General features: G+C 50.4%; 14 protein-coding genes. All 14 read right to left on the bottom strand.

Annotated features, from left to right (window positions below):
• Positions 1-187 precede the first annotated feature (187 nt).
• Positions 188-580 carry a response regulator transcription factor gene (locus tag BM181_RS06315; RefSeq protein WP_255449410.1) on the bottom strand — a complete coding sequence of 131 codons (393 nt, stop codon included), beginning with the start codon at positions 578-580 and terminating at the stop codon, positions 188-190.
• Positions 577-2,304 carry an ATP-binding protein gene (locus BM181_RS06310; protein ID WP_075443068.1) on the bottom strand — a complete coding sequence of 576 codons (1,728 nt, stop codon included), beginning with the start codon at positions 2,302-2,304 and terminating at the stop codon, positions 577-579. Before BM181_RS06310 ends, BM181_RS06315 begins: the two co-directional genes overlap by 4 nt.
• Complete coding sequence (locus tag BM181_RS15420) at positions 2,294-3,859, bottom strand: chemotaxis protein CheB (RefSeq protein ID WP_075443067.1); 1,566 nt, start codon at positions 3,857-3,859, stop codon at positions 2,294-2,296. The genes BM181_RS06310 and BM181_RS15420 overlap by 11 nt, the downstream gene beginning before the upstream one ends.
• Entirely contained in the window at positions 3,859-5,544 is a 1,686-nt protein-coding gene (locus BM181_RS06300) for a methyl-accepting chemotaxis protein (RefSeq protein WP_177207172.1), read from the bottom strand. Before BM181_RS06300 ends, BM181_RS15420 begins: the two co-directional genes overlap by 1 nt.
• Positions 5,545-5,548: 4 nt before the next feature.
• A complete protein-coding gene (locus BM181_RS06295) occupies positions 5,549-6,061 on the bottom strand; it encodes a chemotaxis protein CheW (RefSeq protein ID WP_143092124.1) in 513 nt (170 codons plus the stop codon).
• A 14-nt stretch (positions 6,062-6,075) separates the two neighbouring features.
• Positions 6,076-8,202, bottom strand: a complete 2,127-nt coding sequence (locus BM181_RS06290) for a chemotaxis protein CheA (RefSeq protein WP_075443064.1) — start codon at positions 8,200-8,202, stop codon at positions 6,076-6,078.
• Positions 8,203-8,410: 208 nt separating this feature from the next.
• Positions 8,411-9,598: a pyridoxal phosphate-dependent aminotransferase gene (locus BM181_RS06285; RefSeq protein ID WP_075443063.1), complete on the bottom strand. Its 1,188-nt coding sequence runs from the start codon at positions 9,596-9,598 to the stop codon at positions 8,411-8,413.
• Positions 9,599-9,792: 194 nt separating this feature from the next.
• On the bottom strand, positions 9,793-10,335 hold the full coding sequence (locus tag BM181_RS06280; RefSeq protein ID WP_075443062.1) for a DUF1266 domain-containing protein: 543 nt from the start codon (positions 10,333-10,335) through the stop codon (positions 9,793-9,795).
• An 18-nt stretch (positions 10,336-10,353) separates the two neighbouring features.
• Positions 10,354-11,778: a hypothetical protein gene (locus tag BM181_RS06275; protein ID WP_075443061.1), complete on the bottom strand. Its 1,425-nt coding sequence runs from the start codon at positions 11,776-11,778 to the stop codon at positions 10,354-10,356.
• A gap of 97 nt (positions 11,779-11,875) precedes the next feature.
• The gene (locus BM181_RS06270) at positions 11,876-12,505 is read right to left on the bottom strand and encodes a hypothetical protein (RefSeq protein ID WP_075443060.1); all 630 of its coding nucleotides are present in this window, start codon (positions 12,503-12,505) and stop codon (positions 11,876-11,878) included.
• 269 nt (positions 12,506-12,774) lie between these two features.
• Positions 12,775-13,185, bottom strand: coding sequence for a hypothetical protein (locus BM181_RS06265; RefSeq protein WP_075443059.1), 411 nt, complete (start codon positions 13,183-13,185; stop codon positions 12,775-12,777).
• 519 nt (positions 13,186-13,704) lie between these two features.
• Positions 13,705-14,238: an SMI1/KNR4 family protein gene (locus BM181_RS06260; RefSeq protein ID WP_075443057.1), complete on the bottom strand. Its 534-nt coding sequence runs from the start codon at positions 14,236-14,238 to the stop codon at positions 13,705-13,707.
• Between the two features lie 122 nt (positions 14,239-14,360).
• Entirely contained in the window at positions 14,361-14,501 is a 141-nt protein-coding gene (locus tag BM181_RS15745) for a glycohydrolase toxin TNT-related protein (protein ID WP_082336201.1), read from the bottom strand.
• 10 nt (positions 14,502-14,511) lie between these two features.
• On the bottom strand, positions 14,512-14,835 hold the full coding sequence (locus tag BM181_RS06250) for a hypothetical protein (protein WP_075443055.1): 324 nt from the start codon (positions 14,833-14,835) through the stop codon (positions 14,512-14,514).
• Between the last annotated feature and the right edge of the window lie 124 nt (positions 14,836-14,959).

Raw genomic sequence — 14,959 nt, 5'->3', positions numbered from 1 at the left:
CCATACACGCTACCCAACTTGCAATAGCTTCATTCAGTTTATTTCCGTTGTGCCCGGAATCGCTTATCTATTGTCTATCGGATTCTCATTTGCGGCACAATTCAAGATAATATTATTTTATCATAGCCACAGGGCATTATCCAGTGAAAAAGAGCCTTTCCGCGAAGAAAAGCTCTTGGTGGTATCCCTATTCTTTCAACAGTCCCAGGTTCTTCATGACCAGGGTCACCTTATCGGTATCGATGGGCTTGGCCGCATAAGCATCGCAACCCAGCTCCAGTGCCTGGTCGACATATTCCACATCCGCCAGCGCCGTCATCATGATGATACAGGTATGCTTGAGCTGATGCTGCTTTTCGAGGACGCGGATGGCCTTCAAGAGCTTCAGCCCATCGATACGGGGCATCATGATATCCAGGCACAATAGATCGTAGGGCTCCTTGTCTTTTATCGCATCCATGAAAAGATCGAGCGCCTCCATCCCATCGACAGCCACATCACAGCTGCCGTAATTGCCCATGAACTTTTTCAGGAAAACCCGGCTCAGCCGGTCATCCTCTGCAATCAGTATCTTCATCATGCATCCCCTCCCTCATCATCGAGACGCTGCTCACAGTACGCCAGCAGGCTCGCGATATCACTGATATCCGTCTCCTCCGCCTTGGCCTGCGCCTCCCGATTTCCGCTTTCATTCCAACTCTCATTGATGAACACCGACCGTTCCAGGCTTTCTTCATCCTCCCCATCCGCCTCATACAGCGGAATCCAAAAAGTGAAGTTGCTGCCACACTGCGGGGCCGAATGAGCAGTGATCTCGCCGCCCATAGCCTCGACCAGATCCTTGACGATCATGAGCCCGAGCCCTGTCCCGCCGAACTTCCTCGTCGTAGAGCCATCTACCTGGCTGAACGGCTGGAAGAGTTTCTTCTGCTCTGCAAAGGACATGCCGATCCCCGTATCATGAATCGCGATGCTCAGCACGGGCATATCCTTGCGGTAAGTCTTTTTCACCTCGACGGCCACGCCACCCTCATTGGTGAACTTCACCGCGTTGGTCAGCAGATTGTGCAGGATCTGGCGGAACCGCATCGGATCGCCAGTGATGAATTGCGGCACGGCCTTCAGATCCGGCAAGCGGAAAAACAGTCCCTTGCCCTTGGCTACTTTGCGATGCACCGTGCAGACCCGCCGCAGGGTCTTGTGCAGGTCAAAATCCAGCGACTCAAGCTCCATCTTCCCGCAGTCGAGCTTGGAAAAATCGAGGATATCGTTGATGATCCGCAGCAGGTCCTCCGAGCACTGCTTGGCACTCATGAGATTCTCCCGCTGCTCCTCGGTGAGCTCCGTATGCAATGTCAGGTCGATCATGCCATTCATGCCGTTGATGGGCGTGCGGATCTCATGACTCATGTTGGCCAAGAACTGACTCTTCGTCCGGCTGGCCGCCTCCGCACGCTCCCGTGCCTCCTCCAGGGCATCCTCGCGTTTCTTGCGCTGCGATACGTCAATCATCGTGACGATTGTCTGCTTGCCGATCTCCGACCAAGCCTGCGAGAAGAACATCCGCAGCCATATCCTTTCCTTGCGGCGGACGCTGTGCATCGCCGCCGTGATCTGGCTGGTATACCCCTCCGTGGATATCGCGGTCTCGATCTGATGGCGGATGGGGCAGGTCGCACAGTACTGGCCATGGCCGCAGCCGCCTTCCACACTGTTCTCGCAGCGGAATACATCACCGAACTGCTTCCCCACCGATTCCCTGTAAGTGGTTTCCATGGTCTCAAGGCCAGCATCGTTGATATCGACGATAGCCCCCCTGTCATTCAGCACACACAGCCCTACCTGCGCCGCCGAAAATACGGTACGCATATAGACATGATCCGCCTCGATCCGTAGCTCCAGCCGGCGCAGGTGCGTGATATTGCGCAGGATCACTGCGCAGCCCACGATCTCCCCCTCATCCAGATACAGCGGGGAACACGTCGCAGACAAATAGATAGCCTCTTTCTGCTCGCCGCGCAGGATGCCGATATTGCGCGCCAGTCCCACCGAGCGCCGCTCCTGGAGTGCCGTTTGCAGCGGGCTTTGAAAACTGCGCCCCGTTTTCAGATTGACCAGCGGGCAGACCTCGCTGAACAAATGCCCCAAGGCCTGCTTGTCCGTCCGGTCCAGGATCCGCTTGGCACTTTTATTGATATATGTTATCTTTTCCTCCAGATCCGTCAGGATAAGACCATCGCCCAGACTCCCCAGAAGCCCTCGCAGGACTGAGTCAGGAATCTGTCCATATGCCTCATTTGTCATTGTCTTCATCCTCTCCAGCTGTCAGTGGCTGATGCGCCAAGCTCATGATGCAGCCCGCAATGGCGTGGAGCGGCAGCTGCCGCATGACTGCGCCGCGCTCGAAAGCCACCCATGGCATACCATAAACCACACTGGTAGCTTCATCCTGTCCCAGTGTCCGCGCCCCCTTCTTGCGCATAGCCAGCAGCCCCTCTGCGCCATCGGCGCCCATCCCCGTGAGGATCACGCCCAGTGCCTCTGCCCCCGCAGCCTCGGCCACCGACGCAAACAGCACATCCACTGACGGGCAATGGCCGCTGACCTGCTCCGTGCCACGGCAAGCAACGAAAAACTCACTGCCCAGCCGCCGGACGCGCATCTGCCGGTCTCCCGGTGCGACATAGATGTGATTGGGCTGCAGATGCTCACCATCCACAGCCTCCGCTGCCGTGAACGCCGACTCATTGTTCAGGCGTTCTGCAAACAGCCGGCTGAATCCATAGGGGATATGCTGGACGATGACAATCGGCGGCAGCGGCGGGCGCAGCCCCTGGATAAGGCTTGCCAGTGCCTCAGTGCCCCCCGTAGATGCGCCGAGGGCGATCAGCTTCACTGCCTTCGGCGTCTCATGCGGCTCTGCCCGGCCCGTTGCCACGGCCCGCCTGGCCAGCTGGATATTGCGCTGGATGCCAGCCGCAGCGGCCTGCGTCCGCTGATACATGCCGCTGAGCTGCTGCGGCTCACGGGGCGCGGCATCCAAGGGCTTGCGGTAAACCGACGGCATCACATATTGGAAGGGTGCCGCCTGCCGCTCCACCGTCTCCGAATGGCCCACAAAAAGGTAACCGCCGGGCTCCAGGTACTCATAGAACTGCCGCACAAGCCGGTTCCGTACCGGCGCATCAAAATAGATCATGACATTCCGGCAGAAAATCACATGGAAAGGCTTCCTGAACGGGAACTGGGGAGTCATCAGATTGAAGGGACGGAACAGCACCTGCTGGCGGATCACATCATTGACCTGCCGCCGGCCGCCGCTCACTGCATGGAAGTAGCCATGCAGCCAGTTCTCCGGCAGCCCCGCCAGCGATTCTGCCCCATAGATTCCCGTTTTCGCCGTCTCCAGCACCTCCAGCGATAGATCCGTCGCCAGAAGTGTCTTTTCCCACCGCGATCCCTGCAGCCCGAATTGATCCTGCAGCAGCATTGCCAGAGTATAGGCCTCCTGCCCCGTGGAACAAGCCGCGCACCAGGTACGTATATCGCCGTCCTGAACCGATGATGCAATCCAAGGCAGCACCGTATCCCGATAGAACCAAAAATGATCTGCCTCACGCATAAAAAACGTGTGGTGCGTGGTGATAGCCTCAGCCAGCACTTTCAAGAGCTTCCCGGTGCCATCCTGCTTCAACGCCTTCAAGAAACCTGCGGCATCGCGATATTTGGCCGTCTCCGCCCCTTCATGGAACAGCCGCTGCAAGCGCGACTCCAGAAGAGCCTTCTTCTCCCGCGGCAGCTGGATGCCAAACGCGCGATCCACGATACTCGCATATGCTAAAAATACCGAATCCTCCATCAGTATTTGCCAAATCCTTCCTCATCATCGGTATATGTATACGCCTTGGGCTCTGCCTGCTTGGTTGCCAGCGGCGCAGCCGGAGCTGCCGGGGATGCTGCCGGACGCACCACAGGCTTTGGCCGGTTATAGTTCCCCATCCCCCGCGGACCGCCGGGTTCCAGGCGGAACTGATCAGAAGTCTCCCGCAGCCGGGCCGCCTGTGCATTGAGCTGCTCACTGGCCGACGCCGCTTCTTCCGAGGTCGCCGAATTCGCCTGCACGACCTGCGATACCTGCAAGACGCCTTGGTCGATCTGCTCCAGGGCCAGCTTCTGCTCACTGGAGGCCTTGGCGATCGAGCTCACGATATCGGCTACTTCCGAGACATTGTTCATGATGATCATAAGCGCCTCAGCCGTCTTGCCAGCAATTGCCCGCCCAGACTCCACCTTCGCGATTGAGTCTTCGATAAGCTCTGTGGTTTCCTTCGCCGCCTTGGCACTGCGTGCCGCCAGATTCCGCACCTCTTCAGCCACCACGGCAAAACCCTTGCCATGCTGCCCGGCCCGGGCGGCCTCTACGGCTGCATTGAGGGCCAGGATATTGGTCTGGAAGGCGATCTCATCGATGACCTTGATGATCTTGGAGATATTGGCCGACGACGTATTGATGTCCTCCATAGCCGCGAGCATTTCCTTCATATCGGCATCGCCGACAGCTGCCTGCTGGCGCGCCTGGATCGTGAGGTTATTGGCCTTGCCCGCATTTTCCGCATTGCTGGCCGTCTGCGACGAGATCTCCGAAATCGAGGCTGAAAGTTCCTCGACCGAAGACGCCTGCTCCGCCGCCCCTTGCGAAAGGGACACACTGGCCTCAGAGACATTGCGCGAGCCTGCGGCTACCTGCTCCGCTGCCACATGGATATTGTTCATCGACTGGTTGAGATTCTGGCGCATATGCTCAAAATGCGCGACCGCCTGCCCGATCTCATCGTTGCTCTCCGGCTTCATCGGCTGGCTGAGATCGCCACTTCCGATCACCTCAGCAGCATCCGCCATCCGGTTGATACGGCTGCCGATATTGCGGGCCAGCCGCATGCCAAAGAACATCGACAGGATGACTACCAGCGCAATATTGATGACCGAAATCAGCATCGCCCTATCGATTTCATCCTTGATTTTCTTGAACTCCTCCTGTGTACTCTTATTGCCCATCTCCATCACGGACTCAAAGCTCTGTGCAAGTTTATAGCCGGTTTCCGATGCCCGCTTGGCCTCGGGCAGAGTCTCCACCGGCGCGCCCGGCGCTGGCTGCGCCTTGATCAGCGCATCACGCTGGCTGCGGAACGTATCGATCTGCGCGCGGATGTCACTCATCACCCTCTTGGCCTCTGCCGAAATGGCGCGTTTCTCCAGCTCGGCAAACACCACATCGAGTTCCTTGTCACGCTTCTGCATGTTCGTCATGGATTCCTGCCGCATCGACGGATCGACGCGCGTCAGGAACCGCGTATACTCATTGCGGGATTCTGTGAAAAGCTTCCCTGCTTGTGTCGCCAGAGTCGCCGCATAGGCATCTTCATCATAAACCCTCTGATATTCCTCACTCACGGAGCTTAGCAGATAAAGGCAACAAACAGCTGTCAGCACGATCAAGGCTCCGAGTATTCCCGTCAATGTCACCAATTGGGTACTGATCTTCATATTCTTAAACAGCTCCATTTTCGTTCCCTCTTTCCTCATTCATCCCGCTAAGCATCTTCTCTTCTTCCACATCGAACAGTTTTTCCCAGTCCAGCAGCAGCACCACCTTGCTATCTGGCAGCTTGCCGATACTCCGGATGTAGCGATTGCTGGCTGACTTCAGCTCCGGCGGATCCACCGTCTGCCCCTCAGGGATGGACAGTACTTCGCTGACCCCATCGATGATAAGTCCAAGCAGTACCTCCTTGACCTCGATGACGATGACACAGGTACGATCCGTATAAGGCCGGAACTCCCGGCCAAACCGCAGCCGCATGTCGATGACCGGAATGATCTTGCCGCGGAGATTGATGATACCGCGCACATAGTCTGGCACCTCCGGCACCTTGGTCACCGGCAGGATGCCGATGATTTCGATGACTACGCGGATATCGATGCCATAAAGCTCCTCGCCCAGTGTAAAGGTCAGATATTTATCCTTTTGTGTATCTTCCTCTTGCAGGAGTTCTTCATCCATTTCCGTTCCTCCTATCATTCAACCAGCAAGCCCATGAGTTTCCCCGGGTCGATAATCAAGCTGATGCTGCCGTCCCCCAGGATCGTGCAGCCTGTAATCCCCGTCATCTTCGTCATCGCCTGGATATACCCCGGCACTGGCTTTACGACAATCTGCTGAACGCCCACCAGCGCATCGGCAAAGATGCCCAGATAGCGATCATCGGTCTCCGTCACCAGCAGGATGCCCTCCGTAAGCCGCTCCTGCGCACTTTCGATAGCATACAGCTGATGCAGCCGTACAATCGGGCAGGGCTGCCCTGCCTCCATAAACATTTCCTGTCCCGACACATCGAGGAAAATATCTTCGTCTGCCGGACGGAACGAACGGCGGATCGCACTTATCGGGATCGTATACCCCGAGCCTCCGACCTTGATGCACATCCCCTCCACAATGGCCAGCGTAAGCGGAATGCGGATAATCGTCACGCTTCCCTTGCCGGGGTTGCTGTCAACCATTATAGTTCCCCCCAAGGCCTTGATATTCGAGACGACCACATCCATCCCTACGCCGCGCCCCGAAAACTCTGTGACCTGTTCCTTGGTCGAAAACCCGGGAGCAAAAATGAAGCTATAGACCTCCTGATCCGTATACTCCTCCTCCGGCTTCGTCAGGATGCCCTTTTCCTTGGCCTTCTTCATGATGCGGTCGCGGTTCATGCCACCGCCATCGTCTTCAATGCGGATGACCACCTCACCACCGGCATTCTGCGCCGAGAGCACTACCGTCCCCATCTCTGGCTTGCCAGCCTGCCGGCGCACCTCGGGCAGCTCGATGCCATGGTCGATGGAATTGCGGATGATATGCATGAGCGGATCGCCGATATGCTCGGTGACATTCTTATCGACCTCGGTATCCGCACCGACCAGCACGAGTTTTGCCTGCTTGCCTAGTTTTTTCGTCATATCCCGTACAATGCGGTTCATTTTCTTGAAGGTTGCTTCAAGCGGCACCATCCGCAGCGCCATGACCCTGTCTTGCAGCTCGCCATTTATCTTGTGCAGCTGCCGGGCCGCCTTGTCAAAATTGGAAAGCTCGAGCCCTCGGATATCGGGATTCTGCGTCACCATCGACTCAGCAATGACCATCTCGCCAACAAGCTCCATCAGCCGGTCAAGCTTATCGACGCGGACACTTATCATCTGCGACTCATGCCCCTCGTGCCCCGCCTGTTTTATCGGCGCCGGCCGCGGCTTGGCCTCAGGCTTTACCGGCACAATCGGCGATGATTCTTCTACCGCCTGGGCTGCCTTCTGCTTGGGGGTCGGCCAATACTCGCATTCTGCTGTCGATGACAGCTCCGTAAGCTCCAACCCCGTCAAATACATCGTTTCATCCAGCAGCTTGCGGACTTCCTCAACGCCCAGCCCCGTCGTGAACCACAGCTTGAATCCATCCTTGATGATGGTATCAGCGGCTGTCTCATCCTCGATGATCTTTTCCGGCAGATAGTGCAGCTCACCAGCTTGATCCTCCAGGCGATTGATCACACCGAAGGCCCTGACCTCTACCATCCCGCCATCGGGATCGAAATGCAGCACCGCTTTATAGACATGATTGCTGCCCGATTCTGTCTTGACTTCCTCGGGCTTGACCGCTTGGATGAAGTACTGCTGCTTTGCCGGTTCTGCCGCTCCGGCCGCCTTAGGTGCCGCCGACTTCTTCGCCTTGCGCAGATCCACATCGGGATCATGTCCATTTTCGAGCTTGAAATTCCGCAGGAAATCATGCGTGGATTTCTGCAGCCCCTCACTCGAAGCATCCGGCTGTCCTCCGCTATCGAGCTTATCGAGCTCACCATTCATGAAATCTACGGCCGTCAGCACAATATCCGTCACAGCAGATACATCGATCTTCTCTGGATGCAACTCCCGGATATAGAAAAAGATATCCTCAACCGCATGCGCCAGATGCGAGATTTCATCATAGAGCATCATGGCTGCCGAGCCCTTGATGGTGTGCATGGCCCGAAACACTTCATTGACATCCTCTGGCTGGAAGCTGCCGCTGTCCTCACTTGCGAGCGCGACCTGCTCCAACTGCTCTAGGAACTGACGCGTCTCATAGATAAAGACCTCTACCATCGGTTCGTTTTCTGCCACCAGTCATCACTCCCTTACCTCCGAGTCCCACATCGCCGATCTCTGCCGGCACAATAAACAATTCTTTGGTTTTATGACTTTTCAAACAATTCTAACATGTATATTCGCCCCCAAAGGTCAAATTCCTGTTAATCAACAACAAATATATTTTTAATTCCAAATAAAATGACCCGTCAAAATCTGACGGGTCAACCTGTATCCAAACAGTTTACTTCTTGTATTCGTCTGCCAGCTTCTTGAACAAAGGCAGCGATTTTTCAATGGTTTCGGTCTTGATGCAGTACGCGGCGCGGAAATAGCCCGGACAGCCGAAGTCCGTCCCCGGCACGAGCAGCAAGTCATACTTTTTCGCCCGCTCACAGAATGCGTAGTCATCCTCCTCCAAGCATTTCGGGAAAAGATAGAATGCGCCCTGGGGTTTGACGCATTCAAAGCCCGCATCTTTTAACCCCTGATAGAGCAGTTGACCGTTCTTGACATAGGTAGAAATATCCGATGGCATATCGGCACAGCGGCCAATGACCAGCTGCCAGAGGGACGGCGCATTGACATGCGTGAGCACGCGGGCCGCACCCGCAATCGAACCGTATACCTTGCCAAAATCAGCCACCTCATCGGGCACGACGATATAGCCGATACGCTCGCCCGGCAGCGAGAACGACTTGCTGTACGAATAGCAGACCAACGTATTGTCATAGAACTTCGGCACATAGGGAACCGTATAGCCCTCAAAGGCAATCTCACGGTACGGCTCATCGGAAATGATAAAAATGGGATGATGGAATTCCTCTTCCTTGCGGCGCAGAATATCCGCAAGCTTTTGGATTGTTTCCTCTGAATACACAGCACCACTCGGGTTATTGGGCGAGTTGACGATGACCGCCTTCGTATGATTCGTCACAAGCTTCTCAAACGCCGCAAAATCAATCTGCCAATCAGCAGGCTGTGCTGGCACGACTACGAGCTTGCCCCCCACCGACTCGACAAACGCACGATACTCAGGGAAAAATGGCGCAAAGGTTATGAACTCGTCTTCCGGCTGCGCCAATGCCTTGAAGCAAATCGTTATTGCCGCAGCGGCTCCTGCCGTCATAAAGAAATTCTTCGCCGCAAAATTCGTACCGAAGCGCTTATTGACACTCTTGGCCAATGCCGCGCGCGTCTGCGGTGCGCCCGGCGCCACCGTATAGCCATGCACCGCACTCGGCTCCATATTCGTCAGCACATCGACAGCTGCCGCCTTGATGAACTCCGGCGTCGGCACATTCGGATTGCCCAAGCTGAAATCATAGACATTCTCCTCGCCGACCTCAGCCGCCCGCTTACGGCCAAACTCAAAGATCGTACGGATTGTCGACTTCTTCGTCCCAAGTTCATACATTTTCTGATTGATCATAACGATTACCTCACCCCATGTAAACAACATATCTCTTCCAGAGAAACACTGTTTACAGTTTAGCACAAAATCTAGTTAAAATCTACCATCGCCCGCATTTAGCTGGCATCATCGAGCGAACCCATGCTTCGAAACTGCTTGGGTTCCTTAATATTTGATAAGCCTTTTTATATCGCACATATATTAGATTAAGTTTACCAGGTCTTTTTTAGTTCCATGTCAAACGGCACCGCTTTATAAAGGGAATCCGAGGAGTTCCTTAGTTGTTCAAAGGCTGCCTCACCTGCTCTCAGTCTTTTGGAATTGCCTTCAAAGGTTTTCAGATAGCGAAGATAGGCTGTCCCCATTTTTTCCCAGCTGCTGGTACATTTTTGAATGCGCTGGCCAGCAGTGACAGACACATTCAACGCTTCTCGCAAAGTCAGGTAATCCGCTAAATATCCGATAGTTGCCAGTTCGATGGCCTTTGACATGTCCCAAACTGAGTTAGGAGACAAACTTCCCAAACTCATAATCTGATCAATCAGCTGAAGGCGTGAGCCTGCCTCATGCTTTTCAAGTAGATAACATCTACCCTTTCTCTGCTTCAGTGCATCATCTTTATGACAGCCCCATCCATTGACAGCCTTGACTATAGCTTGTTCTGCTTCTATCCACCTTATCAGCTTAGAATCCACATCTGAAATAGTAAGACTATCCGGTGGTGGACAGATTTCCTGCTTTATTTGCTCTTCCATAATTTCTATCACATCCCCTTAGAACAATTCACTCCACTCACTGCCACGATACATATCTTCCTTTTCTTTTATGGCCGGTTCATATCCTGCCTTGATCAGGGCATCCATCTCTTGGCCATACTGATAGATTCTGCCATGCGCTTTATAATAATGGGCCAGTTCCAGCCAACCGGGAAAGTATTTATCGTATTTGGTTTCCGCCAGCAAACTTTCTATCCGGCTGGAATTTTTCCCAGGATTCTGAGCCATGAAGACTTGCGCTAGCAAGAGACGTGCCTCATTTTGCCAATCGTTTTCCTCGGATAATACCTTTCGCAAACAGGCTATTGCTTTCGGTATATCCTGCCACGTTCCATCTTCGCCTCGGCAGCTGCTTGCCATCACATACAAAGCCTCATAGTCTCCAAGATCTGCACCTTTTTTGTAACAGGTCAAGCGAACCATAGCCTTTCCGCAGTCCATATTGGCAGCCTGTCTAAATGCCGTCACCATTTCTTCTAGGTCATCACGATTTTTACAAACTTCCGCCTTATCCAGATACCGTTGCCACTTTACATATCGCACTGCCCGGTCATCATTCTGCCAGCCCTCTGAAGAAATGTCTGTCTTTCCCTCAAACCAAGCCCGCAAAAGGCATAAAACCTGTTCCCTTGAAGGTTCCCTGCGCAAAGCACCTTTGCCGTTCAGCATAGCATGGAGTTCATAATATTCTTCCGTCTGACGAACAGAGAGATAATCCTCATCATGGTATAGCTCTATGACTTTATAGGTGTCTTCCATTATTTCCAGTGCGGCTCGGAATTCTTCTGCATCATAGCGGTCAAAGGTAATAGCCATGCCATTCTGCAGCCACAGCTTTAATCTCCAGTCAGCATCCGAATCGTCGAGCGGCGACATTTCCTCTGGATTGTAATTCATCTTTATACCCTGAGCTCTGGCACGTTCCATGAAAGTTTTAGCCAACTGCCGCCGTTCTCTTTTCTCCAGCCGTTTACCTGTCAGTATATCAATACCGCCACGCAAATAAGCCATCCCCAAAAGATATGCTGCCAGGCCTTCTCCATTGCCATCGCCTTCGGTATATTCTTCCATTTCTGCAACAGCTGTCTCTTTTTCATCAGCCCAATAATCCCAAAAATCCAATTCCTCCGTAGGGTAGAGGCCACGTCTTGCGAGAATCGCCAACAAACCTACCGGACTACCTTCTGACAGACTCTTTTTCAGACAGTGTTCGGCTTCTGCCATATCCGTCCCTACGTTGCCATTTCCCCCTATCCAAGGCTTTCCTAAATAGGTCAGGGACAATAGTGCCCAGGCTTCCGCATCTCCGTCGTCCGCTGCCCTGCGCAGCATATCCTGCCCCTTCTCACAACTTTTAGAATCATTATACTTCCAAATCAAATCTACAGCTTCCTGCACTATCGGCTGAAATTTATCGTCCATACTTTCCCTTTCTCACCTTAACAAATCCAATAGTTCTACAACGACAGCCGCTCCCAACATCATTTCGACAGATAGCCTTTTCATTTGTGTTTTATCTTCATAATGGCTGCGAATCAACCCCTACTACATTACACGCATCACAATAATAGAAATACAAAAACATGTCACCAAAATAGAAATCTACTCCATTAAGCAATTCAGTATTCTCAAAATCACTACCTGTTAATACTCCTACATACTGCATTTTTCTCCCACATTCTTTGCAACGCATCTCTATGGCATCAGTCAGGAATACAGGTTTACCACCCAATTTGCAGAAATAATCACGTCCCATGCTTTCAATTACTACTTCATCATCGAAACATTTTAACGGCTCCAGCTTCAAACTCCGTACAGGCAATGGATATCCGATTTTATCATCCTCATCATGGTGCCATGCACCTGTCGTCTCAACCTCTAGCATCTTTACGGTTCTATCTTTCTCATCGATATGATAATACTGTCTCTCCCAGCAGGCAGAGCAATTTACACAGGATATAAAAGGGAGTTCCTTTAAAGAGCATTCAAGCCAGTTTAATTGTTCATCCTTGGTGTCTAACGTAAGTATCTGATGATAGGGCTCATCGCAGATTGAACAGATTGGCATTTTCCATGTATCCCCCCCAAAGTAATGCTCATACCCATTTGTACCTAATATAGCAATTTGGCCATTATTACTTAGATTCATATGTTTTCATCCTCTAAAGCATTAGTGCATACCCTTTACCTTTTGCTTTCGTCCTACCCGTTTAAATTTAAGCTACAGCGGTACAAATCTCTTGGCACATGGGTATCACGCAGCGTCTGCACCCATTTGGTGCATTTTTTAATTTCTCTTCAACTCAGCATCAAATCTTTTTCACGTAAATACAAAAATTATATTACTATACCCTTGAAATATCCTTAGATTTCTCTTAACACATCATTAAATCCCCCTTTTCATGGCCTTTGAATTCTTTATTCTATATTCCAAACATACCCTTTGTACATACATCCATAAATATAAAAATATTCAACAACTATGCGCACCATATCTTTACCAACGCAAATATTATCTTCAAATTCGCCCATCTGCCCTCCTGTTATTAATTTATGCTTTTCAAAAAGTACTCCTCCCCTCTTTTTTAGTGTATAATTCTTTTCTCCATACTCTTCCGAATAATATACATTATATAAGTTATTATTTCCGCCTCCGATACACAAACATATCGATTCTTCCAATGCATAAAGACTAACTTCAGTAGTCTCCTTTCCGTCCAACTTAGATATTATTTCAAGTATTTGTTCCCACGAAGGCTTTTCCAACTCTATTTGATCATAATTAATTCCATTCGCCAAATCATAAGAAATCATTTCTACTTTTCCCATAACAATTTACCTCTTATCACTTCAACCTAAATGGATTAAGAACCGGCTTTATTTGTGGATTAAACGCTATCACCTTATACTTTCCGTATACGTCGGATATTCGGCCTGCTGTAAGCGATTCAGGCTGTCATAGGTGTAAAGCGTCTTTTCCCCGGCGTTGCTACGGTAAGGCTCGTTATGTTTTTGTCTGCATCATAGGCGATATCCTGCCACATGCTGTTGGCATGGGTTATCTTTTGGATAGCGCCATCGGCATCGCGGTCAAATTTGACTATTGACTGGTCAACTTCATTGCGTATATCAACTACAAATTTGACAAGTCAAATTTGTAGTTGGCCGTTCGGCGCATATTCGTAGCTATTGCGCAGGTCGCCTGCCTTGAAGCACTGTCGATTACCGTCTCGGCTGTCATGCGGTCGACGATATCATACTCGCGCTGGATCTTGCTGCCATCGGGGAGCTGACTCTCTATGCTGTTGCTATCGGCATCGTAGATGTAGCCCTACATTTTTATTCAGGCTATTCAATGTTCATAAATGTAAGAGATTTTGCTCCTTGCCATGTATCAGGCAACACTTCACATTGAACATCACCTGTAATCACTCCCACTATAAAATCAGTCAATGACATTTCATACTCATAATAGTTTGTCGATCTACCATCATACACAACTATTCTCCAAAAATCAGGATTATCACCTGTTTTTAGCCAATAAAAATCATCCCCATTATCTGTCCCTCCAAATGGTAGCAATCCTCCATTTTCAGGATATACTTTAAAAGGAAAATCATCTGGAAATTCATCATGAGATATCTTATAGGCCTCTATAACTTCTTCCGCACATTCAAAAAAATTTATATTTTCATTTTCTCCCCAAGGCGTATATATCCACAAAAAACCATCAATAGCGCCACCTCCATAAAAATCAACGAACGCGATATAATCCTTTGGAAAAAACACATTATGTTGTTCCTGCAATTTATCCCATTCTTTTTCACTATGTTTTATAACCTCTATTTTTCTCTGTAAGCACTCATAAATTTCCTTATTCATATCATCATTCCGTTCTGTTCATCATCTTCTTATATTTGAAATTATTTAGCCAAAAGATGACCTCTAACATCATTGTGATATTCATCAATAAACAACAATCCTTTCCAAGTGTCCACTCTTAACTAACTATCCAACTGAACTTGATAAACCAAGCTGCCCCCTCCCGGTTTATTAAACCAAGGTACAATTTCCCCACCTATAGCATCAATAGGCTTAGCAATTCTATAAATAGTATACGGTTTAGTAGATGCACTTGGGAACATTGCTCGACTTTCAAATGGTATTCATAAAATAGCTATATGCGCTTTCCTCAATTTCTCCACATTCGTTTAATAAATTCCCTTCTTCATCATACAATTTATATGTAACTTGTTTATTCCCCAACGAACACCCACCATCTAAGCCTAACAACAAAGTATAATAACTCTCTTTCAGCACTGTATCGACCAAATTAAATAAATCATCCTTACTTACACCTGTTTGAACTAACTTTTTTATTATATCACCAACTTCAGATTTAGATTTATCATCAAAATATTCTTCTAAAACCATCCTCTGTTCTTCCTTGCAAAGCTTTACAAATTCCTCTCCTGTCATAATTTACCACCTCAGCACTTTCCTTTATATTCATTTTCTCATCTCGGGGTATTTTAATTTATTCATATTTATTAATACTCTTAATTCACCATTCGGTATATCAGGGTATACTCTACGCACCTCT

Source organism: Pseudoselenomonas ruminantium (genome assembly GCF_900113715.1).
Lineage (GTDB): Bacteria > Bacillota > Negativicutes > Selenomonadales > Selenomonadaceae > Selenomonas_A > Selenomonas_A caprae.
This window is presented reverse-complemented; position numbering and strand designations above follow the sequence as displayed.